Source organism: Azoarcus indigens, assembly GCF_004361735.1.
GTDB lineage: Bacteria > Pseudomonadota > Gammaproteobacteria > Burkholderiales > Rhodocyclaceae > Azoarcus > Azoarcus indigens.
Window position 1 is genome coordinate 34,536 of record NZ_SNVV01000011.1, and the last position, 21,481, is coordinate 56,016.

Sequence of the window (21,481 nt, forward strand, 5' to 3'; positions counted from 1 at the left end):
CGCGCGGGCCTTTTCAGTAGCGGAAGCGCGCCACCAGCTGCCCCAGCCCGTCCGCCACGCCCTGCAACTGGTGGGCGGAGTCGGCGGTGCTGTTCATCGCTGCGCTCGTCTCCTCCACCATCTGCGCGATGCTTTCCACCTGCTGGGCGATGGCGGTGCTGGCGGCGCTCTGCTCGCGGGTCGCCAGCGCCACCTCGCGGATGCGCTCCAGCGTAGCGGCGGCGCCGGCGCGTATCGCCCTGAGCGAGGCGGCGGCTTCGCCGGCCAGCGCCACGCCGCGCGCCACCTGCGGCAGGGCGGAATCCATCGCCGTCACCGCCACGCCGGTCTCGCCCTGGATGGCGGCGATCATGTCGTCGATCTGCACGGTGGCGGCGGCGGTGCGTTCGGCCAGGCCGCGCACCTCGTCCGCCACCACCGCGAAGCCGCGACCCTGTTCGCCGGCGCGGGCGGCCTCGATGGCGGCGTTGAGCGCCAGCAGATTGGTCTGCGCGGCGATGTCCTTGATCACGCTGGCGATGGTGGAGATCTGGGCCGCGCGGGTTTCCAGCGAGCGGATGCGCTCGGCGGCGCCGGACACGCTGTCGGAGATGTGGCCGATCTCCTCGGCGGCGCGGTTCACCGTCTGCTCGCCGGCCTCGGCGTCGCTCACCGCCTGCTGGGCGTTGCGCTGGGTGTCGTGGGCGTTCTCCGAGATGTGATTGACGCTCACCGTCATCTGTTCGACCGCCGCCGCCATCGCCGAGGTGGCGTCGGCCTGGCTGCGTGCGGCGCCGGCCACCTGTTCCGCAGCCTGGGAGATGCGAGCGGCATTGTCGGTGAGGCTGCGCGAGCTCTGGCCGACCTCGCCCACCATGTGGCGCAGGCCTTCCACCATGCGCAGGAAGGAGGCCAGCATGCTGCCGGGGACGGGGTGGCCGAGCTGGCCGCTCAGTTCGCTGCTGAGGTCGCCGCGGGCGGCGCTTTCCATATGCTGCATCGCCACCGCCGGTTCGCCGCCGACCTGGCGGAGGATGGAGCGGGCGGTGCCGAAGCTGACGAGCCCCACCAGGGCCATCACCACCAGGCCGAGCAGCCCGTCCTGGCCGGCGCGTGCCAGCATCGCGCTGCGGATGTCGTCCACGTAGATGCCGCTGCCCATGATCCAGCCCCAGGGGCGCAGGGTTTCGAAGTAGAGGATCTTGTCCACCGCGCCGGTCTGGCCGGGGCGGGTGAAGGCGGCATCGAGGTAGCCGGCATCGCTGCGACGGGCGGCATCGACAAGGTCCTGGATGGTGCGCCGGCCCTGGCCGTCCTTGATCTCGTCGCGCATGTCGCGGCCGTGCCATTGCGGATTCACCGCATGCATCACCGACACGCCGGCGTCGCTCCAGATGTAGAAGTACTCGGTGCGGCCATCCTCGCCGCCGAAGCGCATCTCGCGGATCGCATCCTTGGCGCGCGCCTGGGCTTCCTCGCGGCTGAGGGTGCCGCTGCGCTCCTGCGCCTCGTAATAGGCGGCAACATGGGCCGCCGCCTGCACGACCATGCGCACCGCGTCGCGCCGGCCTTCGGTGAGATCGCGGTGCACGCCGTATAGCGCGGCGCTCAGCACCGTCAGCAGTCCGACCAGGGAGGCGCCAAGCAGGAGGGCGATCCTGGCCTTGAGCGTGAGAGAGGGCGACATGATGTTCCTCGGAAGCGCGGAGGTGGCGAAAGGGCGGCAATGCCATGCAACTTACGGCAGTGCAGCGAAAGACTTTATAGGCATGCCGCCAAAAGGGTCAAAGCGGGGCGCGATCTCCGGGGTCAGGCGAAGGCGGCCGCGGGGCGGCAATGGCCAGGGACGCGGCCTGCCGCCGCCGTGGGGGCCGGGTCAGCCGCGGGAGGCGGGAGCGTGCAGCACCTGCTCCGCATCCTCCCGCACCCGCGCGGCTAGCGCCTCGGCCAGGTCCAGCCGGCGCAGCAGCCAGGGGCTGAGGTCGCTGTCGAAGGGATCGGGCAGGGCCAGCGGCGCGGTGGCGGCAGGGGCGGGCAGCGCCGGGTCGGCAGGCTGGACGGCGTCCAGCGTCTGTTCGATGCGCCCGGCGGTCTGCGCCAGCGGCGCCAGGATCTGTTCCGGCACGAAGCGGCCGCGGCGGCGCAGCAGGATGCCTTTCACCGCGGTGAGCTGGGCCAGCAGCTGGTAGCTGTTGCTCAACATGCGGTCCAGCGGCAGCAGCGGTGGCTGCACCGCGCGCGGTTCGGAGAGGGCGCGCTGGGTGGCCTGCACCAGCGCGGAAAGGCTGTCATACACCTCGCGCCGCGCCAGCCGCCATTCCAGCTCCGGCTGGTTGTCCACCGCCTCCAGCTGGGTAAGGCCGAGGGCGACGCGGGCGTGGCGCTTCTGCGCCTTCAGCGTGCGCGCCACCAGCGCCGGAATCTGGGTGCGCTCCCAGGAGGGCAGGACGTAGCTGAAGGCCCAGGCGATGCCGGCGCCTATCAGGGTGTCGGCCATCCGTTCCAGCACGTCGAACGTGGGGCTGACGCCGGCGTTCAGCATGTGCGCCTGCACCAGGCCGAGCACGGTGGCGGCTACCGCCGTCACCAGGTAGCGCTGGATGGCGAAGGCGTGGGCGATGGCCTGCGCCAGCATGGTCACCAGCAGCATCGCCGCCAGCGGCAGGTGGGCGGCGAGCAGCGCGCCGGCCAGCACGCAGCCGAGCAGCGTGCCGGCGACCCGGCTGTTGCGCCGCTCCAGCGTCTGCGCCAGGCTGCCGCGCAGCACCACCACGATGGTCAGCAGGATCCAATAGTCGTGCGAGCCCCAGGGCAGCACCAGCGACAGCAGGTAGGCGCTGCCGATGGCGAGGGCGGCGCGGATGGCGTGGCGCAGCGGCGGCGCATCCCAGCGCCACAGCGCCAGCAGCGGCCGCCACGACCAGCTGGTGGGGCTGACGAACATCTGCCAGGCGGCGCGCACCACTTCCAGGTCCGGCTCGGCCTCGCCGCGGGCCAGCGCGATCAGCCGCAGGGTTTCCTCGTCGATGTTGCGCACCCGGCTGGCCAGCCCGCGCGCCAGCATCGCCGGCGAGCTGTCGCTGCCGTCGGCGGGGATGGCGTTCTCGTCCCAGTGCAGGGTGGCGAGCTGTTCGCGGTGGCTGGGGAAGACTTCTGGCTTGCGTCCCAGCAGCAGTGCGTCCGCCAGCCGCTCCACCTCTTCCGCCAGCGCTTCCATCACCTCGCGCAGGGTGGAGAAGATGGGCGGATGGCCAGGCTGGGCGCGCAGCATGTCGATGTCCAGCTCGCTGGCGAGCAAGTGGTCGCGCATCTCCAGCACCTGCATCAGCATGCCGGCCAGGCGCTGGCGCTGGCGGGTACGCGGCGACTCCAGCAGCAGGTCGCGCGCCATCTGCAGCTGGTCGGCCAGCGCCGCCTGCTGCTTGATCGACAGCCCGGCCAGCGGCGTGCGCTCGGGGGAGCCGTCCACCGTGGAAAACTGCTGTGCCTGGGTGCGCATCAGGCTGGCCAGCGCCAGCAGGGTGTCGGCCAGCATCTGGCTGCGGTAGCGGCCGTTGAGCAGGGCGTTGGCCAGCGTGGCGTAGACCAGGTACAGCGCCGCGCCGAGCGCGAAGTAGAGGCTGCTCACCAGGACGCCGCCGGTGGCATGCGGTGGCACCGCCATCGAGAACACCATGGCGAACATCGCCGAAATGGCGATGGGCAGGCCGCGCTTGCCCCAGGCGGCGCCGAGGAAGGCGAGGAAGGTGGCCGGCACCAGCAGCAGGCCCAGTTGCAGCGGCGTGGCATGCAGCAGCTGGGTGCAGATGAACAGCGGCAGCCCGATCAGCGCCGCCGGCAGCAGGTGCCAGAACTTGCCACGCTTGGGTGCCGCCTGGTCCGGCGGAATGCACACCATGACGCCCACCGAGGCGGAGGCGGCGGCGAAGGGGCCGACGATGAGGTGGATGGCACCCGAGATCAGCAGCAGGCCAAAGGCGGCGGAAAAACCGTTGGTGACGTAGTAGCTGGCTGCGATGCGCAGCGCGGCGCGGCTCCAGCGCGCGATGGGCAGGGGATGCATGAGGCGCTCTTGGGGCGTTCGGTGGCGCTAGCCTAACCGGTTCCGCGGTGGCATGTGCGGCCACGTCAGTTGGAGCCGCGCTGTTTCGGTCCGGCTGGGACTTGAAGCTCCGGCGGACCCTGGCGGCCTTGCAGCCCCTGGAACACCTGGGCGAGCTTCCTGATGGCCACTTCCATCTCGTCGGCGGCATAGGCGGCGAAGCCCAGCAGGAAACCCGCTTCCTGTCCGGCCGAGGCATGCAGGGCGGTGAGGCCGAGGAGGTCTATCCCCGCGCGCCGGGCGGTGTCGATGGCAGCGCGCTCCGGGATGTCCCGCAGCAGCACGCAAGGCATCTGCATGCCGCCCACCGGCACCCTGGGTTCGACGAAGGCGGCCAGGTGGGTACGCACCAGCCGCGCCAGCGCATCCCGGCGTTCGGCATAGATGCCGCGCATCGCGCGCACATGGGCACCGAAATGGCCGCCCTCCATGAAGCGGGCCAGCGTCAGCTGCGGGATGGAGGCGCTGTGGCCGTCCAGCAGGGTGCGCGCCGCCGTCATCGGCGCCACGAGCTGTGGTGGCAGCACCATGTAGCCCAGCCGCAGGCCGGGGAACAGGGACTTGGTGAAGGTTCCGATGTAGAGGGTGCGCTCATGCGCGTCCAGTCCCTGCACGCAGGCCATCGGCTTGCCGGCGTAGTGGAACTCGCTGTCGTAGTCGTCTTCGATGATCCAGGCCTGGTGGCGTTGCGCCCACTCTATGGCGGAGAGGCGCCTGTCCAGCGCCAGCGTTGCCCCGGTCGGGAACTGGTGCGAGGGCGTGAGGAACACCGCCCGCGCGGCCTGCGTTGCCGCATGCAGCTGTTCCACCCGCATGCCCTGGCCATCCACCGGTACCGGCACGCACTCCAGCCCGGCCGCCTCGAAGGCCTTGCGGGCGCCGTGGTAGACCGGGTCTTCGATGAAGATGCGCTCGCCGGCGTCCAGCAGCACGGTGGCACACAACGTCAGCGCCTGCTGGGTGCTCGTCAGCACCAGCACCCGGTCCGCCGTGGCGCGGGCGCCGCGCTCCAGATTGACGTAGTCCGCAATCGCCTGCCGCAGCGCTTCCATGCCTTGAGGATGGCTGTGGGTGAGCGCTCTGCTGCCATGCTCCTTCAGCGCCTGTCGTTCGAGGCGCTCCCAGGTCTGCAGCGGAAAACCGCGGGTTTCCGGCACGCCCGGGGCAAAGGGGCGCGGCACCAAGGCTTCGCGCACGCCGCCGCCTTCGAAGATGGCGGCGCCGCGCTGGCTGAGGCGCGGGGCGGCGGCGTGCGCGGCCTGGCCTTGCGGCGGGCGGCGGCGCGGCAGGCGCTGTACCTGGTCCGAGACGAAGCTGCCGCTGCCGACGCGGCGGGCGATGAATCCCTCCACATGCAGCTGGCTGTAGGCCGATTCGACGGTATCGCGCGATACGCCCAGGGACTTCGCCAGCGCGCGCGAGGCCGGCAGCGGCCTGCCGGCCTCCAGGGTGCCGTCCAGGATCAGCTGGCGGATCGCGCGCTGGATGCGCGCATGCAGCGGCAGGGCCTGGTGCTTGGGATCACCGAGCCAGGCTTTGACCGATTCGAGCTGGGCATGTTTGAACAATTGGCTGGTATTCCATCGCAGAAATGGCGGGATCAATCAGGCCATTCTAAGGCTATAAAAAGGCCTTCGAGCCAAACCGGACACATTCCGAAGGAGCCAGGCAGGCCATGTCCTCATCCGCACCCCGCTCAGCCTTCCACCCCAGCGATTTCACCCATCCGGTGGTCGCCGGGCTGATCTCGGTCATCGTCAATTACGGTGGCACCTTCATCCTGGTGTTCCAGGCCGCCAAAGTGGCGGGGCTCAGCCCCGAGCTGACTGCCTCCTGGGTGTGGTCCATCTCCATCGGCGTGGGCGTGACCGGCATCATCCTGAGCTGGGCTGCCCGCGAGCCCATCATCACCGCCTGGTCCACGCCGGCGGCGGCCTTCCTCGTCACCGCGCTGGCCACCACCTCCTACGCGGAAGCGGTGGGCGCCTACCTGATCTCGGCGGCGGCCTTCGTGGTGCTGGGCTTGTCGGGCTGCTTCGAGCGCGTCATCCGCTTGATCCCGCCCGGCGTGGCGGCCGGGCTGCTGGCCGGCATCCTGCTCCAGTTCGGCATTGGCGCCTTCGGCGGCATGAGCGTCGATCCGCTGCTGGTGGGTGTGCTGATCGTCGCCTATGTGGCGCTCAAGCGGGTGGCTGCGCGTTACGCGGTGGTGGGCATCCTGGTGCTGGGGCTGGCCATGCTGTTGCTGCAGCAGCGGGTGGACCTGTCCGGGCTCGGCCTGGAACTGGCCGCACCGGTATTCACGATGCCGGCGTTCTCGCTCAATGCCTTGCTGAGCGTGGCTCTGCCGCTGTTCCTCATCACCCTGACCGGCCAGTACATGCCCGGCATGCTGGTGCTGCGCAACGACGGCTTCAAGACCAGCGCCAACCCCATCGTGACCCTCACCGGGCTGGGCTCGCTGCTGATGGCGCCCTTCGGTTCGCATGCCTTCAACATCGCCGCCATCACCGCCGCCATCTGTACCGGCCGCGAGGCCCACGAAGACCCCTCCAGGCGCTGGATCGCCGGTATTGCCGCAGGCGTGTTCTACGTGCTGGTGGGTGTGTTCGGGGTGACGCTGGCGGCGATCTTCATGGCTTTCCCGGCCACCTTCATCACCACGCTGGCGGGCCTGGCGCTGCTGGGCACCATAGGCGGCAGCCTCGCCAGCGCGCTGGCCGATGCCCGGACCCGCGAGGCGGCGCTGATCACCTTCCTGGCTGCCTCCGCCAACATCACCCTGCTGGGCATAGGCGGCGCGTTCTGGGGCCTGCTGACCGGGCTCGTCGCCCATGCGGTGCTCAACGGGCGCCTGCCGCGGCAGGCGCCGGCGGCGGGGGATGCCGCCGTTTCCCTGCGCAGCCCGGCGCTCGGCAAAAGAGCTTGAGGACGCATGCCATGTACGACGCTTCGCTGACCCTGGCCGGCTTCGACCCGGAACTGGCCGCCGCCCTCTGGCTCGAAGAACGCCGCCAGGAGGAGCATGTCGAGTTGATCGCCTCGGAGAACTACGCCAGCCCGCTGGTGATGGCGATGCAGAACTCGGTGTTCACCAACAAGTACGCCGAGGGCTATCCCGGCAGGCGCTACTACAGCGGCTGCGAGCATGTGGACGTGGCCGAGCGCCTGGCCGTCGCGCGGCTCAAGACGCTGTTCGACTGCGACTACGCCAACGTCCAGCCGCATGCCGGCGCCCAGGCCAACGCTGCGGTCTTCCTGGCTCTGACCACGCCGGGCGATACGGTGATGGGCATGAGCCTGGCGCAGGGCGGCCACCTGACCCACGGCAGCCCGTCCAACTTCTCCGGCCGGCATTACCGCATCGTGCCTTACGGGCTGGACCCGGATACCGGGCTGATCGACTACGACGAGATGGAACGGATCGCGCTGGCGAGCCGGCCAAGGATGCTGATCGGCGGTTTCTCCGCCTACTCCCGCCACAAGGACTGGGCCCGCATGCGCGCCATCGCCGACAAGGTGGGCGCCCTCTTCTGGGTGGATATGGCGCACGTCGCCGGGCTGGTGGCGGCGGGCGTATACCCGGATCCCCTGCCCTACGCCCATGTGGTGACCAGCACCACCCACAAGACCCTGCGCGGCCCGCGCGGCGGCATCATCCTCGCCCGGGGGCAGGACGAGGCCTTCTACCGGAAGCTGGACGCCGCGGTGTTCCCCGGCGTCCAGGGCGGGCCGCTGATGCATCTCGTCGCCGCCAAGGCGCTTGCCTTCAAGGAGGCCCTGCAGCCGGAGTTCAAGGCCTACCAGCGCCAGGTGGTGGCCAACGCCCGGGCGATGGCCGCGGTCATCCAGCGGCGGGGTTACCGCATCGTTTCCGGCGGCACCGATAACCACCTGATGCTGATCGACCTGTCCGCCCGGCCCTACACCGGCAAGGAGGCGGATGCCGCCCTGCGGGAGGCCCACATCACCGCGAACAAGAACTCGGTGCCCAACGATCCGCGTTCGCCCTTCATCACCTCCGGGCTGCGCATCGGCACCCCGGCCGTGACCACGCGCGGCTTCGGGGCGGACGACTGCGAGCGGCTCGCCGGCTGGCTCTGCGATGTGCTGGACAGCCTGGAGGCTGGCGGCGGTGCGCTGCGGATCGTGCGCGACCGGGTGCGGGAACAGGTAGCCGGGTTGTGCCGCCGCCATCCGGTGTACCGCCCGTCTTGACGCAGACCTCAGGTCCGGCCGCGGGCAGGGCTGCCGGAAAGGCTCTGCCCCGAGCGCGCAGTTTTTTCGCAGCGCTCCGTCGAAAACGATGGCGCATCGAGCCGCTGGCCGAACGCCAGGCCGGGTGCGTTCTTGGCCGCCCGCGCTGGTGTCTGCGGTCCGCTTCGCTAGCCGAGGACCCGCGGCTTCAATGCCTCCTCGCACCACTGCCTGAAGTGGGTCGGCGTACTGTTCCCGGGCGTGCGCTGTACGGCATTGTCGAGACCTTCGTTCTTGGCCCTCGCCATGTCGGTCATGCCCTGGGCCATGGCGTCCGACATGCCGCGCTGGACGAAGCCGGCTTTGTAGGCTTCGAGCGTGATCTGCCGATAGCGCACGGGTTTGCCGAGGACTTCCGACATGATGCGCGCCATGTCGTTGAAGGACAGGTCCTCCGGGCCGAGTGCGGGCCGCTCTCCGCTGTCGTCCCAGGACGGGTCTAGCAGTAGTCCGGCGGCGACGGATGCGATGTCGCAGCTGGCGACCGCCGGCAGTTTGCGGTCGCCGTCGATCGGCAGGAAGAACATGCCCTGGTCGCGGATCGGGGCGGCCTGCCGGGCGATGTTGTCCATGAACGAAGGCAGGGTCAGGGCGCGGAAGGCCACGCCCGTTTCCGCGATCAGGTCGTCCATTGCCAGCGAGGCGGTGACATGCCCGGCGTTCGCCGCCATCGGCGTGCCGCGGCCCAGCGCGGTGATGCCGACCACGCGGCGCACACCGTGCCGCTTGATCGCCTCGCAGGCCGGCCGGGTGAAGTCCACATAGGCGGCCATGACGCTCTTGGCGCCAGGATCGGGCGGGCAAAGCCAGAACACGCTGTCGGCGCCCTCGAAGGCCCGGTCGACGACACTGGCGTCGCCATGCGATCCCTGCACGACTTCCACCCGTGCCCGCACTTGTGCGGTCAGCTGCGAGGGATCGCGCGCGATCACGCGAATCGTTGCGCCGCTGGCCAGCAGGTTTGTCAGCAGCTGAGCACCGATGTTGCCCGTCGGCGCGGTCACCACGATCCGGGCGCCGGCCGGCGGTGTCGCGGCATGCGCAAGCCCTGCCACGCCCAGGCCCAGGCTTCCGGCCACGCCGGCGCCAGTACCCAGCGCAAGGCTGCCGAGAAAGCGGCGCCGCCATCCATCCGGCGCATCCCGGGTATCCGCATCATGCTCATTGCAGCGCAAGTCCTTGCTGTCCACCTTCCATCTCCTGGTTAGCCGACCGCTTTCCGGCCGTGGACAAAAGGATAGGAAGGCATGCCTGTACGATCCATGCTGATCAGTCCGCAATATCTCGTTGATCGTCCAGAAAGGTGAGGGCTTCAAGGCCGAGGTGATCGACTCCGATCCGGCGACCGTGAGCCCGGCGATGCGGGTGCCGTATCGGGCCGCGGTCGCCGGCATCCGCATCCCGTCGAGGCCGCCCGCTGTCCGGCCGGTGCGATAGAGTCGGCTTAGCTCTGCAATCCTCCAGAAAAGGCCATGGATCCGCTTTCAGACCTACTCTCGCTGCTGAAACCGCGCAGCTACGTTTCCGCCGGCGTGGATGCCGGCCGGGACTGGTCGATCCAGTTCCCGGATCAGGACAAGCTCATCAAGTGTTATGCGGTGGTGTCTGGCGGATGCTGGCTGGCGGTCGATGGGGTTTCCGGCGCCGCGCATCTGGAGAAGGGCGATTGCTTCGTGTTGCCGAGCGGACGCCCGTTCCGGCTGGCAAGCGACATGGCGCTGCCTCCGGAGCCTGCCCGCAATTACTTTCCGCCCCCCCGCCCCGGCGCGGTCGTCACGATCAACGGTGGGGGTAGCTGCCTGCTCGTCGGCAGCCGCTTCGGCGTCAGCGGAGGCCATGCCGACATGCTGATGGGCCTGCTGCCGCCCATCGTGCACATCCGCAATGCCACGGAACAAGCGGCGATGCGCTGGTCGGTGGAGCGGATGATGCAGGAGCTGCGCGACCCCGAACCCGGCGGTTTCCTGATTGCCCAACATCTTGCCCACATGATGCTGGTGCAGGCGCTCAGGCTGCATGTGAAAGAAGCGGGAATGAACGGTGCCGGATGGCTTTTTGGAGTTGCGGACAAGCACCTGGGGCCGGCCATCGGCGCGGTTCATGCCGATCCGGCCCATCCCTGGACCCTGCAGGCACTGGCCGGGCGCGCCTGCATGTCGCGCTCGGCCTTCGCCGAGAAGTTCAGGGCGACGATAGGCAGCTCACCCATGGAGTACGTGAGGCGCTGGCGCATGCTGCTGGCGGGAGACAGGCTGGAGAACAGCCGCGATTCCGTTTCTGCCATTGCGCTGTCTCTCGGCTACGAATCGGAAAGCGCGTTCAGCATGGCGTTCAAGCGGGTCATGGGCGTGTCGCCGCGGCAGTATGGCCGGCGCCGGATGCTTGCTGCGAACGGCCGGCCCACCCGTCCCGATGAACCCAGCCCAGCTTCGTCGGCTGCGCTCGGTGGTCAGGACGAGTGTCGGGCCTGCGCCGCCGGGATGACCCCTCCCCATGCCGGCTGACCGGGTGGGACGCGCCTCCCGCTGGAGGTCGAGATCCTGACGAGGGCTTTCCCAAGGTCCGGTTCCGCAGATTTTCCTTGACAGATAGTTTGGTACCTATCGAAAATTGTTAGGTACCAACGCGATTTTGAGGAGCATCCACGATGAGCAGTCGGCAGGTGGAATCGGGGCGTGACGCAGTGGGGCTCTGGACGAAGCGGTGTTACTTCGCGGGCCGTGCCGTCATGGATTCGGCACTACGTCCTTTCGATCTCGGCTCCACCCAGTGGTATGTGCTGTACCAGCTGGCACACGAGGGCCCGACCAGGCAGCGCGATCTGGTGGAAAGGCTCCAGATCGAACGGGCGACGATGAGCGGGATCGTGGCCACGCTTCTACGCAAGGGCCTTGTGGACCAGGTGCCGGACCGAACCGATCAACGGCAGAAACTCCTCCAATTGACGGCTGCGGGTACGAAGCTGTGGGGCGAACTGCCCGATCTCACCTTCATTCGTGAGGCGGCATTCGATGGCATTGACGCGGCCGACATCGCCACCGCCGTCAGGGTGCTCCAGACAGCAACCGGGCGGCTGGAAAATCTTCTGCAGAAAGGGGCTGACGTATGACGATCTTGATCACTGGCGCCAGCGGTCTCGTGGGTGCGCGGCTTCTGCCCCGTCTCGTGGACGCCGGCAGGGATTGCCGGGCGCTCATGCGCGCCGGGAAGGCCGTGCCCGCTGGGGTGACTGCCGTGGAAGGCGACCTGCTTGAGCCTGCATCCCTTGTCCCGGCGGTTCACAACGTCTCGGCCATCATCCATCTCGCGGCGGTCTTCCGCAGCCCGGACATGGAGATGATCTGGAAGAGCAATCTCGATGGAACACGCGCGCTGATCGCTGCGGCGAAGGCACATGCGCCAGAGGCACGTTTCATCATGGCGAGCACCACCAATGTGTATGACATGGACAGTCCGCACCCCGGTCGTGAGGATGATGCAACTGACCCGAAGCAGGCTTACCCGGCCAGCAAGATCGCGGCCGAAAAGGAACTGCGTGAAAGCGGGCTGAACTGGTCGATCCTGCGCTTCGGCTTCGTTTACGGTGACCAGGATGGTCACTTGGAGAAGCTCCCCGGGCTTGCGGCCCAGGCCCAATTCCATCCCGCGAAAACAATGAGCATGATTCATCATCGCGACATTGCCGTGGCCATGGAGCTCGCCCTGTCCGGTGCGATGGACGGCCACATCGTCAACATTACCGATGAAGCGCCGACCTCACTTTACGAACTGGCCGAACTGGTCGGCGCAACGATGGAGCCTTCGTCCGAACCGCTGGAAAATCCCTGGCATCTTCATGTCAGCGGAGCGTTGGCCCGTCGTCTTGGCTTCCGGCCCAGCGTAAGAAGCGTCTATCAGGCGGCCGAGGAAAACCTGCTGTGAGCCCTCGCCGTGCCGGGCGCGGGCCGTGCAATCGGGCTCCGCGGCGGAAAAGGGAAGCCATGACTGCCCGCCCCCCCTTCGACCCGGATGCGATCCTGGCGCACGGTCAAAGCGCGGATTTCAGACTATCGAACGCATCCCGCAGGAACTGGGCCGCCGGTTTTCGCTTGCCGGTCTGTTCCCGCCAGGCCTGAAGCGCGATTTTCATTGCGCCGATGGACACCATGGCGACCATCCGCAGCGCCCCGCGGCGCTCGGGTTGCCGCCAGACCTCGCACAAGGCGCTGAAGAGCATCCGCTCCTGTTCCGCGTAGTAAGCTTGCTTGCGGGCAAGCAGCGATTCGCTCGACAGCATGAGATTGTCGATGGCGGTCATCTGCTCGGTCGTATTGCTCGCGATGTGTTTCACCATGAGATCGCGAACGGCATCGAGGGGCGGTACGTCGGGCGATGTCTTCAACAGGTCGGCGATCAGGCTGGCCGAACCGGTCTCCATCCAGAACACCATGACGTCGTCTTTCGACTTGAAGTAGGAGAAAAAGCTGCGGCGAGAGATACCTGCCGCCGCTGCGATCTCGTCCAGCGTCGTGCCGTCGTAACCCTTGGCGAGGAACAGGCGCTGGCCAACTTCGGCGATGCGCCGCCGGGTCTCGCGGCGCTTGCGCTCGCGCACGCTTTCTGCCGGCGCAAGGGCCGCGGGGGGAGGGATTTCCAGCATTCCTGAATGGCTCGCTGCGCAATTGCACTAAGCGCACCCGCTGCACCCCTTGCATCAAGTGCAATGGATACGAGACTAAGTGCGTTTGATCATGCACCGAGCTTACCTTCCTTTGCTGCGCGCGGCAAAGCGCGAGGCCCGGCCCGGCGACGCCTCCCGGCGCCGTGGCGCGGCGTCCGGCGCTCAGGCGGCGGAGCGTGATTGCGCCATCCGCTCCGGAGCCGGTGGCGCCCTCCTCCCGGCTGTTACTGGATGCGCTCAGGCTGGGGCGCGCTCCCCGCCGCGGCCGGCAGGCGAATCTCGACGCCGAAGCCGCGGCCGTCGAGTCCGGCGCCGCAGCGCAGTTGTCCGCCATGCGAGGCGACCACCCGTTCGACCAGCGACAGGCCCATGCCGATGCCTTGCGAACGGTGGCCATTGCCGGCGCGGTAGAAACGTTCGAAAACCCGCTCGTTCTCGCCGTCCGGAATGCCCGGACCGTCGTCGGCAACGATCAGGGTCGCCATCCGCGTCTTTCCCGCGCGCTCGAGCCGGGTCGTCAGCCGCACGCGTGTGCCTGCGTGCCCGTGGCGCAGCGCGTTGTCGAGCAGGTTGCGGACCAGGATCCCGAGGTCGTCGATGTCGCCATGCACGGGCGCCTGCTCCGCATCGAGTTCGATCGACTGGCCGCCACGGAGGGCGACCAGTTCGAACTCGTCAGCCACCATCCCCACGACCAGCGCCAGATCGATGTCCTCGGCGCGCGTGGCGGCGCCGCCGGCATCCACCCGGGCGGCGTCGAGTAGTTGCTGCGCCAGGCGCGAGGTGCGTTCTATTCCGGCGATGAGGTGCTCGAGTGCTTCGCGCGCTTCGTCGCGGTCGCCCGCGTGCTGCAGCACCTGCGCTTGAGCCAGCAGCGCGGCCAGCGGGGTACGCAGCTCGTGCGCAGCCTCGCCGAGGAATTCGCGCTCGTGCTGGAGCGCTTGTGCCAGCCGCGCCATCAACTGGTTGAACGCACGCACCAGGGGGGTGAATTCGTCCGGCAGCCCGCGTTCCGGCAGCGGCGCAAGATCGAGCGGCGCCCGTGTCGCGAGCGACTCGCTGATCTGCAGCACGGGTCGCAGCGACCAGTGGATCACCGCCCAGATCGCGATGCCGATGCCCAACAGCAGGGACACCGCGGTCAGCAGGCTGGCGTTGAACCAGCGCTTCAACTCCGCGCGCAGGGCAGCCTCCGGCACGCCGGTCTGCACCTGCACCCGGTGCTGGGTGTCGCTGATCGCGAACACGCGCCAAGGCACGCCGGCGATGGTCGTCTGCGAGAAGCCGTCGGCGAAATCCGGCACCATCGCATGTTCCGGTGCCGGCCGCGACGACACCAGCCGGCGTTGGGTGCCGTGTTCCCAGACCTGGAAGCCCAGGGCGGCGAACTTGCCGTTTACTGGCTTCGTCTCGCGGTCCAGCACGAACTGCCGCTGCTGGCCCGCCGTCGCAATGTCGGAAGGCAGCGACAGCAGCAACTGCTCGGCAATGCTGCGCAACATGCCGTTGGCCTCGCCGTCCTGCCGCGCCATCATGTCCCGGTACTGGATCGCGAACCAGCCGCTCCAGGCGGTGAGCAGTACCGCCGCCAGTGCGATCAGCAGCCGTGTGCGTAGCGCGCGCATTCAGTCTTCATCCCCGGCGCGGTAACCGTAGCCGACCTCGGTCACGATGACGTCGTCGCCGAGCTTGCGTCGTAGCTGGTGTACGTAGACCGCGATGGTGTTGCTGCCGATCTCCGTGTCGCTGCCATAGAGGCGGTCCTGCAGCTGGTCGCGATTGAGCACCCGGCGGCGAGACTGGAACAGCGATACCAGCAGGCGGAACTCGATCGCGCTCAGCGCGATCCGCTGGCCGCCACGGCTCACCGTGCGCGCCGCGGGGTCGATCTCGACGTCGCGCCAGCGCAGCACCGGCGTCACCGCTCCGCGGCTGCGGCGCAGCACCGCGCGCAGTCGGGCCAGCATCTCGTCGCGCTGGAACGGCTTGACGATGTAGTCGTCCGCGCCGGCGTCGAGGCCGCGGACGCGATCGCTGAGCTGGTCACGCGCGGTGATGATCAGGACCGGCGTCGGATCGTAATGACTGCGCATCGCCGTCAGCACCTCGAGGCCGGAGCCGCCGGGCAGGCCGAGGTCGAGCAGGACCGCGACGAAGGCGTGGTCGACCAGCGCCAGCCGGGCGGCTCCCGCGTCTTCGCAATGAACGACGTGCCACCCTTCCTGGCCGAGGGCGGCGGTCAGCGCCTGACCGAGCATGTGGTCGTCTTCGACGAGAAGGATCGCATCCATGGCAGGGCGCGTGGGGGAAATGGTGATCGGCAATCGTGCATCGCCGACATTAATACCGGATTAAGTCCTGCGCTCCAAACGGAGCCCCAATCCGGCGCGACGTCTGCGCGTCGATCGGCTTAAACCGATTTTAATCGCGCCGGAAAACACTGCATTACCCGCAACAACTCCTCCGGCGTGATTCCATGCCCTCGACGCTTTCCTCCTTTCCTGCTCCCGATGGGGACCGCAACATGACCAGCCGGACCGCTTCCGGCCTGCCTAGGCGGCGGGTCCATGCGGTGCTCGTCGCCGACAGAGCGATCCCCACCGTCGGCACGCACCCGACGCGCACCCGGTGGAGAGTCTCCCTCGCCATCGTCGGCGCGCTGTTGCTTTCCGCGTGCGCCGGCGGCGCTTCGGTGGGCGCGGTACGACCCAAGCCAGACTGGGCCTTGGCCGACATGCCTTCCCAGCAGGGGCGCATCTTCCTGATCACCGGGGGGACGAGTGGTATCGGTTACGAGAGCGCCAAGGCGTTGGCAGCCGCAGGTGCGCAGGTGGTGATCGCGGCGCGCAATCCTGAGCGAGGGCAGGAGGCACTTGCGAGCATCCGGCAGGAAACACCCGACGCCCATGTGCAGTTCGAAGCGCTGGACCTGGCCGATCTCGCCTCGGTCCGGGCGCTGGCCGAGCGGCTCAAGGCCACCCTGCCCCGCCTGGACGGATTGATCAACAACGCGGCCATCATGCAGCCGCCGCAGCGGGGTACGTCGGCCCAAGGGTTCGAGACGCAGTTCGCCATCAACTACTTGGGGCACTTCGTCCTGACGGCGGAAGTGCTGCCCTTGTTGCGGCGGGCCGAGGCGCCACGCGTGGTCACGCTGTCCAGTATCGGTGCGCAGCGGGGAGCCATCCACTTCGAGGATCTGCAGTTTGCGCAGGCTTGGGATGCGGAGGCTGCCTACCAGCAGTCGAAGCTGGCGTGCCTGATGTTCGCTTTCGAGCTGCAGCGGCGCAGCGATGCGGCTGGCTGGGGCCTGAAGAGCATCGCGTCCCATCCGGGGCTTGCACATACCAACCTGCTGCCTTCGCAAGGCCGCAGCACGCCGCTGTGGCGCTTTTTCCAGACGGCTGCGCAAGGCGCGGTGCCGACGCTGTATGCCGCCACTGCGCAGGAGGCCGCGGGGGGTGCCTACTACGGGCCCACCGGTCTTCTGGAAGCGCGAGGCGCGCTCGGCCTTGCCAGCGTGCCCCTTGCCGCGACGGATGACGGGGCGGCTGCCCGGCTGTGGCGCGTCAGCGAGGAGCTCGGCGCCACCCGCTTCCCGTCGCGCGGCGCCGAATGAACATCAACGCGCGCTTGTACGGCGTGCTCCACACCAGGGCCTTCTTCCCATGAGACAAGCCACTAAGGCGGCGCCACGCCGCCCGCGCCTGCTGCAGGCGCTGCTCAACCTCCGCCGCGAGGAGGTCGGGCCGGTCCTGATCGCGGCGCTGTTCTTCTTCTTGGTGCTGACCGCCCTGATGCTGCTGAGGCCGGCGCGAGACGCGCTGGGCATGGAGCGCGGGATCGAGAACATCCGCTGGTTGTTCATCGGCACCGCGGTCGTGACGCTGGCGGTGAATCCCCTGTTCGGGTGGTTGGTCGGCCGCTTCAAGCGCTTGCAGTTCATCGCAGCGACATACGGCTTCTTCGTGCTCAGCCTGGTGGGCTTCTGGGCGCTGCTGACGTTCGCGCCTGGCGCGGTCGGCCGGGGCAGCGGCCAGGTGTTCTACGTCTGGTTCAGCGTGTTCAACCTGTTCGTGACCATGGTGTTCTGGGCACTGCTGGCCGATCGCTTCACCAGTGACCAGGGCAAGCGCTTCTTCGCCCTGATCTCGGTAGGCGGCACGCTGGGCGCGATCTTCGGGCCCTGGCTCACCTCGCGACTCGCGCAGCCGCTGGGCACGCCGAATCTGCTGCTGCTTGCCGGTGGCTTCCTGCTGCTGGCCCTGGCCGCCGCCTGGCTGCTCGTGCGCACGGCAGCCGATCGGGCCGGCCCCGGCGTGGCCGCCACCGCGGGCGGGGCCGCGACTGAGGCCGAACGCATCGGCGGCAGCGCCTGGGCGGGCCTGCGCGCGGTGTTCCGCTCGCGCTACCTGGCCGCCATCGCCGGCTACATCCTGTTGATGACGGTGCTGGCAACCTTCATCTACTTCACCCGCCTGCAGATGGTGGCCGCCGTGGCCGGGAGCATGGATGCGCGTGCGGCGATCCTGGGCAGCATCGACATGTGGACCCAGGTCGCGGTGCTGCTCCTGCAGCTCACCCTGACCGGGAAGATCATCCAGCGCTTCGGCCTCGGCGTGGCATTGGCGATCCTGCCGGTGGCCACCGCGCTCGGCTTCATCGGGCTGGCGATCTACGGCTCCTTCGTCGTGCTCATCCTGCTCGAGGCCACCACCCGTGCGCTGCAGCGGGGCATTACCCGGCCGGCGCGGGAAGCGCTGTTCACCGTGGTCAGCCGTGAGGAGAAGTACAAGGCCAAGGCCTTCGTCGACACCTTCATGTACCGCACCGGTGATGTCATCGGGGCGCAGACCGAAGGCGCGCTCGGACGCCTGGGGCTGGCCATGGGCGGACTGGTCGGCGTGCTCATACCGCTGGCGCTGGCCTGGGCTGCGCTCGGCCTGTGGCTCGGGCGCGCGCAAGCGCGGCGAGTGACGCCGTCGCCGGCCGAGATGGCGCCTCTTCCCCCGGATGTGAGGGGCGAGCTCGCCGAACCATCCGCAATCCAGCACACCACTTCCCGCGCATGAGCAGCACGGCCTGTCGGCGCGCCGATCAACGCATGACGATGAGGATGCAAAGTGGACATACCCATACGCACATTCACCCGCCTGGCACGCCCTGCCACGGCAACGGCCGGGGAGATGGACCGTGGCCGGCCCCACCGGCAAGCGCCGGGAGGCCTGGCCGGGCCCATCGGCGAGGCCAGGCCATCCAGGTATTCGGCCAGGCTGGTGGCGGCACTTGTCGCCCCGGTGTTCCTGGGCGCGTGCGCCCATATCCCGGAGAGCACGGTGGCCGAAACGGAGTTCGGAGCGTTGTCTTGCGCTCAACTCGCTGAGCAGACGGAGCAGGCAAGCGCGACCAAAGCGCTGGCGGACCAGGCCAAGAGCGATGCATGGCATGTCGTCGTTCCCCTCATCGTGGCGGCTCGCTACGGCCATGCCGCTTCTGCTGCCGGTGATGCCGAGAGACGGTTGGCGCTTCTCTCTGAACAGGCTAGCCGGCTCGGTTGCGATGTTCAGCCGCCTCCCTCGGGCGTGCCCGGGCTTCGCCCAGCCGCAGGAATGGAGCACTCAATGGCGCTGGCAGGCGCCAGGAATGAGCAGGTGTTCCCGATTCTCGATGTACCTCTCCAAGCAAGCACGGGAGCCGAAAGATGATGAACGAACAGCAAATGGGAAACACGCGGGCCGCCCGCGCCGGATGGCGAAACCGCATTGCCGCCTTCGGGGTGCTGTTGGCCTGCGCTTTTGCCGCAGGCGGCGCACGGGCGCAAAGCGCGCCTAAACCCGATTGGGGCCTGACCGACATGCCTTCCCAGAAGGGGCGCGTCTTCCTGGTCACCGGCGGGACCAGCGGCATGGGGTTCGAGGATGCGAAGGCCCTGGCTGCCGCCGGCGCCCAGGTGGTCATCGCCGCGCGCAATCCGCAGCGGGGACAGGAAGCGATCGAGCGCATCAGGCAGGAAGTGCCGCACGCCAAGGTGCAGTTCGAGCATGTCGATCTGGCCGATCTGTCCTCGGTCCGTGCGCTGAGCCAGCGCCTCAGCGGCACGCTGCCCCGGCTCGACGGCTTGATCAACAACGCGGCGATCATGGCCACGCCGGAACGCGGCACTTCCGCCGACGGCTTCGAGATGCAGTTCGCCACCAATTATCTTGGCCACTTCGTCCTCACCGCGGAGCTGTTGCCGCTGTTGCGCAGGAGCGACTCTCCGCGCGTGGTGACGCTGTCGAGCGTCGCCGCGCGGCGCGGCCGGATCAACTTCGACGATCTCCAGTTCGAGCAGGCATATGAGCCCAATGTGGTCTACGCCCAGTCGAAGCTGGCGTGCCTGATGTTCGCCCTTGAACTGCAGCGGCGCAGCGACAGCGCAGGCTGGGGTCTCCAGAGCCTGGCCGCCCACCCCGGCATCGCGGTGACCGAACTGGTTGCGCGCGGCCCCGGCCTGGACAGCGAACAGGGGCGCCAATGGTCTGCCATGCGCCCCAACCTGCAGACGGCCGCCCAAGGCGCCATCCCCACCTTGTATGCCGCTACCGCAGCTGACGCGCGGGGCGGCAGCTACTACGGTCCGACCGGTCCGAACGAGGTCGCCGGGCCGCTCGGCCTGGCAACCGTGCCACCGCTGGCCAGCGACGCCGCGGCCGCTGCACGCCTGTGGGCGATCACTGAAGAGATCACCGGTACGCGCTTCCCCGTGCCCGGCCGCTGAGCAGATCGCAGTCCATCCCCTGTCCGCTTCGCTGACGTCGAGGCGGCCAGGAATCCCTCATGAGTTTGACCACCATGCCAGATGCACACCGCCCGCGCCCGTGGGAACTGGTGTTCAACATTCGTCGCGACGAGATCGCACCGGTGCTGGTCGCGGCACTGTTCTTCTTCTTCGTGTTGAGCGCGCTGATGGTGCTGCGGCCCGCACGCGATGCGCTGGGGCTGGAGCGCGGGATCGAGAGCGTGCGTGGCCTGATCCTTGTGACCGCGGTGGCGACGCTGGCGGTGAATCCGCTGTTTGGATGGCTGGTCAGCCGCCTTCGGCGGCGGCAGCTCATCGGCGCGACATACGGCTCCCTGGTGCTGAGCCTGGCGGGCTTCTGGGGCCTGATGGAGTACGCACCCGGCATGGTGAGCCAGGCCAGCAGCCAGGTGTTCTACATCTGGTTCAACGTGTTCAACCTGTTCGCCACGATGGTGTTCTGGGCGCTGCTGGCCGAGCGCTTCACCAGCGAGCAGGGCAAGCGCTTCTTCGGCCTGATCTCGATCGGCGGCACGGCCGGCGCCATCTTCGGCCCCTGGCTCACGTCGGAACTGGCCGAATCGCTGGGCACGGCCAGCCTGCTGCTGGTCGCCGGCAGCTTTCTGCTGCTGGCCATGTCGTCGGCATGGGCGCTGCTGTGGATCACGCCCGACCGCAGCACAACAGGCACTGGCTCTGGCGCCGCCGCGTCGCCGCGCGCGGAGGAGACGGCGCGCATCGGTGGCAGCGCCTGGGCTGGCATCCACTCGGTGTTCCGCTCTGCCTACCTGGGCGGCGTCGCGGCTTATGTGATGCTGACGGCGGTGATGGTGACCTTGGTGTATTTCACCCGCCTGCAGACGGTGGCCGGGATCGCCGACGGGGTCGACGCGCGGGCGGCCATGCTGGGAAGGATAGACATGTGGACGCATGTCGTGGTGCTGGTGCTGCAGCTCACCCTGGCTGGACGGATCATCAAACGCTTCGGCCTGGGCGTCGCGCTGGCGATCCTGCCGGCCGCGACCGCGCTGGGCTTCATCGGGCTTGCCACCTTCGGCTCCTTCGCCGTGCTGGTGCTGCTGGAGGCTCTTACCCGGGCGGTACAGCGTGCCATCGCCCAGCCGGCGCGCGAGACGCTGTTCACCGTGGTCGACCGCGAGGACAAGTACAAGGCCAAGGCCTTCATCGACACCTTCGTCTATCGCGCAGGTGACGTCGCCGGCGCGCAGACCGAGGGCGCGCTGGGACGGCTCGGGCTGGCGATGGGGAGCCTGGTCAGCGTGGTCCTGCCGCTGGCTTTGGTCTGGATGGTGCTCGCCCTGTGGCTGGGGCGCGCGCAGTCCCGGCGGGCGATGCCGCAGGTTCTGCACGCCCCCCGCCCGGCCGACTCCCGCCGCGGCGTCCGGCGCTCGAGTGGCGCTCCGGCAGGCAATGCGACAGGGGCTGGCGGGCCAGCGAGAGTGCATGACGGAGATCCGCCGCAGGCTCACCCGCCTCCTGCAAGGCGTGAGTTGCCTGGCACCCGGCTGGGGGCACGCCCACATGGATCGAGTCCTTGACCGCGGCGGGCTCCCGCCAGTCGCGGAGGCGCGGAGCCCGCACCCGCGGGTTTGCATTCAGACACCCGGACGTCTGGTGACGGACGGAAAAATGGTGCATCATGTTTTGCACTAAGTGCAAATTTTAGTGCTCTTAATGCAAG

17 protein-coding genes are annotated in these 21,481 nt (G+C 68.5%); 10 read left to right on the plus strand and 7 right to left on the minus strand.

The features are described 5' to 3' along the window. Positions 1-13: 13 nt before the first annotated feature. The 3 genes from C7389_RS13530 to pdxR form a co-directional block, all read right to left on the minus strand. On the minus strand, positions 14-1,666 hold the full coding sequence (locus C7389_RS13530; RefSeq protein WP_133592299.1) for a methyl-accepting chemotaxis protein: 1,653 nt from the start codon (positions 1,664-1,666) through the stop codon (positions 14-16). Positions 1,667-1,855: 189 nt separating this feature from the next. Beyond that, a complete protein-coding gene (locus tag C7389_RS13535) occupies positions 1,856-4,042 on the minus strand; it encodes an FUSC family protein (protein WP_133592301.1) in 2,187 nt (728 codons plus the stop codon). Positions 4,043-4,107: 65 nt separating this feature from the next. Further along, positions 4,108-5,649: a MocR-like pyridoxine biosynthesis transcription factor PdxR gene (gene pdxR, locus C7389_RS13540; RefSeq protein WP_133592303.1), complete on the minus strand. Its 1,542-nt coding sequence runs from the start codon at positions 5,647-5,649 to the stop codon at positions 4,108-4,110. Between the two features lie 107 nt (positions 5,650-5,756). Between pdxR and C7389_RS13545 the strand changes: the two genes are divergently transcribed. Beyond that, positions 5,757-7,010 (plus strand): benzoate/H(+) symporter BenE family transporter, encoded by a 1,254-nt coding sequence (locus C7389_RS13545; protein WP_133592305.1) that lies wholly within the window; start codon positions 5,757-5,759, stop codon positions 7,008-7,010. Positions 7,011-7,021: 11 nt separating this feature from the next. Continuing rightward, positions 7,022-8,299: a serine hydroxymethyltransferase gene (gene glyA / locus C7389_RS13550; protein ID WP_133592308.1), complete on the plus strand. Its 1,278-nt coding sequence runs from the start codon at positions 7,022-7,024 to the stop codon at positions 8,297-8,299. A 167-nt stretch (positions 8,300-8,466) separates the two neighbouring features. Here the strand turns inward: glyA and C7389_RS13555 are convergent, their stop codons facing one another. Further along, positions 8,467-9,528 (minus strand): NmrA family NAD(P)-binding protein, encoded by a 1,062-nt coding sequence (locus C7389_RS13555; protein WP_211168306.1) that lies wholly within the window; start codon positions 9,526-9,528, stop codon positions 8,467-8,469. Positions 9,529-9,625: 97 nt separating this feature from the next. Between C7389_RS13555 and C7389_RS25160 the strand changes: the two genes are divergently transcribed. The 4 genes from C7389_RS25160 to C7389_RS13570 all read left to right on the plus strand — a co-directional run bounded on the left by C7389_RS25160 (position 9,626) and on the right by C7389_RS13570 (position 12,259). Next, positions 9,626-9,775 carry a hypothetical protein gene (locus C7389_RS25160; protein ID WP_211168305.1) on the plus strand — a complete coding sequence of 50 codons (150 nt, stop codon included), beginning with the start codon at positions 9,626-9,628 and terminating at the stop codon, positions 9,773-9,775. Positions 9,776-9,810: 35 nt separating this feature from the next. Next, positions 9,811-10,842 (plus strand): AraC family transcriptional regulator, encoded by a 1,032-nt coding sequence (locus C7389_RS13560; RefSeq protein WP_133592312.1) that lies wholly within the window; start codon positions 9,811-9,813, stop codon positions 10,840-10,842. Positions 10,843-10,985: 143 nt separating this feature from the next. Then, positions 10,986-11,447, plus strand: coding sequence for a MarR family winged helix-turn-helix transcriptional regulator (locus C7389_RS13565; RefSeq protein WP_133592314.1), 462 nt, complete (start codon positions 10,986-10,988; stop codon positions 11,445-11,447). Next, a complete protein-coding gene (locus C7389_RS13570; protein ID WP_133592317.1) occupies positions 11,444-12,259 on the plus strand; it encodes an NAD-dependent epimerase/dehydratase family protein in 816 nt (271 codons plus the stop codon). Before C7389_RS13565 ends, C7389_RS13570 begins: the two co-directional genes overlap by 4 nt. A gap of 106 nt (positions 12,260-12,365) precedes the next feature. Here the strand turns inward: C7389_RS13570 and C7389_RS13575 are convergent, their stop codons facing one another. The 3 genes from C7389_RS13575 to C7389_RS13585 all read right to left on the minus strand — a co-directional run bounded on the left by C7389_RS13575 (position 12,366) and on the right by C7389_RS13585 (position 15,289). After that, on the minus strand, positions 12,366-12,977 hold the full coding sequence (locus C7389_RS13575; RefSeq protein WP_133592319.1) for a TetR/AcrR family transcriptional regulator: 612 nt from the start codon (positions 12,975-12,977) through the stop codon (positions 12,366-12,368). 245 nt (positions 12,978-13,222) lie between these two features. Beyond that, positions 13,223-14,623, minus strand: coding sequence for a sensor histidine kinase (locus tag C7389_RS13580; protein WP_133592321.1), 1,401 nt, complete (start codon positions 14,621-14,623; stop codon positions 13,223-13,225). Beyond that, positions 14,624-15,289 carry a response regulator transcription factor gene (locus tag C7389_RS13585; protein ID WP_133592323.1) on the minus strand — a complete coding sequence of 222 codons (666 nt, stop codon included), beginning with the start codon at positions 15,287-15,289 and terminating at the stop codon, positions 14,624-14,626. A gap of 185 nt (positions 15,290-15,474) precedes the next feature. Here C7389_RS13585 and C7389_RS13590 point away from each other — a divergent pair, with 185 nt between their 5' ends. The 4 genes from C7389_RS13590 to C7389_RS13605 all read left to right on the plus strand — a co-directional run bounded on the left by C7389_RS13590 (position 15,475) and on the right by C7389_RS13605 (position 21,338). Further along, entirely contained in the window at positions 15,475-16,617 is a 1,143-nt protein-coding gene (locus C7389_RS13590; protein WP_211168304.1) for an SDR family oxidoreductase, read from the plus strand. 49 nt (positions 16,618-16,666) lie between these two features. After that, positions 16,667-18,070 (plus strand): NTP/NDP exchange transporter, encoded by a 1,404-nt coding sequence (locus C7389_RS13595; protein ID WP_133592325.1) that lies wholly within the window; start codon positions 16,667-16,669, stop codon positions 18,068-18,070. Between the two features lie 629 nt (positions 18,071-18,699). Next, positions 18,700-19,758 (plus strand): SDR family oxidoreductase, encoded by a 1,059-nt coding sequence (locus C7389_RS13600; RefSeq protein ID WP_133592327.1) that lies wholly within the window; start codon positions 18,700-18,702, stop codon positions 19,756-19,758. 59 nt (positions 19,759-19,817) lie between these two features. Beyond that, positions 19,818-21,338 (plus strand): NTP/NDP exchange transporter, encoded by a 1,521-nt coding sequence (locus C7389_RS13605; protein WP_133592329.1) that lies wholly within the window; start codon positions 19,818-19,820, stop codon positions 21,336-21,338. Positions 21,339-21,481 lie beyond the last annotated feature (143 nt).

Excerpts from the sequence above, each read along its gene's own strand:
- C7389_RS13530 (WP_133592299.1), bottom strand. The coding sequence starts at position 1,666 with ATGTCGCCCTCTCTCACGCTCAAGGCCAGGATCGCCCTCCTGCTTGGC.
- C7389_RS13535 (WP_133592301.1), bottom strand. The coding sequence starts at position 4,042 with ATGCATCCCCTGCCCATCGCGCGCTGGAGCCGCGCCGCGCTGCGCATC.
- C7389_RS13545 (WP_133592305.1), top strand. The coding sequence starts at position 5,757 with ATGTCCTCATCCGCACCCCGCTCAGCCTTCCACCCCAGCGATTTCACC.
- glyA (WP_133592308.1), top strand. The coding sequence starts at position 7,022 with ATGTACGACGCTTCGCTGACCCTGGCCGGCTTCGACCCGGAACTGGCC.
- C7389_RS13560 (WP_133592312.1), top strand. The coding sequence starts at position 9,811 with ATGGATCCGCTTTCAGACCTACTCTCGCTGCTGAAACCGCGCAGCTAC.
- C7389_RS13565 (WP_133592314.1), top strand. The coding sequence starts at position 10,986 with ATGAGCAGTCGGCAGGTGGAATCGGGGCGTGACGCAGTGGGGCTCTGG.
- C7389_RS13570 (WP_133592317.1), top strand. The coding sequence starts at position 11,444 with ATGACGATCTTGATCACTGGCGCCAGCGGTCTCGTGGGTGCGCGGCTT.
- C7389_RS13575 (WP_133592319.1), bottom strand. The coding sequence starts at position 12,977 with ATGCTGGAAATCCCTCCCCCCGCGGCCCTTGCGCCGGCAGAAAGCGTG.
- C7389_RS13580 (WP_133592321.1), bottom strand. The coding sequence starts at position 14,623 with ATGCGCGCGCTACGCACACGGCTGCTGATCGCACTGGCGGCGGTACTG.
- C7389_RS13585 (WP_133592323.1), bottom strand. The coding sequence starts at position 15,289 with ATGGATGCGATCCTTCTCGTCGAAGACGACCACATGCTCGGTCAGGCG.
- C7389_RS13590 (WP_211168304.1), top strand. The coding sequence starts at position 15,475 with ATGCCCTCGACGCTTTCCTCCTTTCCTGCTCCCGATGGGGACCGCAAC.
- C7389_RS13595 (WP_133592325.1), top strand. The coding sequence starts at position 16,667 with ATGAGACAAGCCACTAAGGCGGCGCCACGCCGCCCGCGCCTGCTGCAG.
- C7389_RS13600 (WP_133592327.1), top strand. The coding sequence starts at position 18,700 with ATGATGAACGAACAGCAAATGGGAAACACGCGGGCCGCCCGCGCCGGA.
- C7389_RS13605 (WP_133592329.1), top strand. The coding sequence starts at position 19,818 with ATGAGTTTGACCACCATGCCAGATGCACACCGCCCGCGCCCGTGGGAA.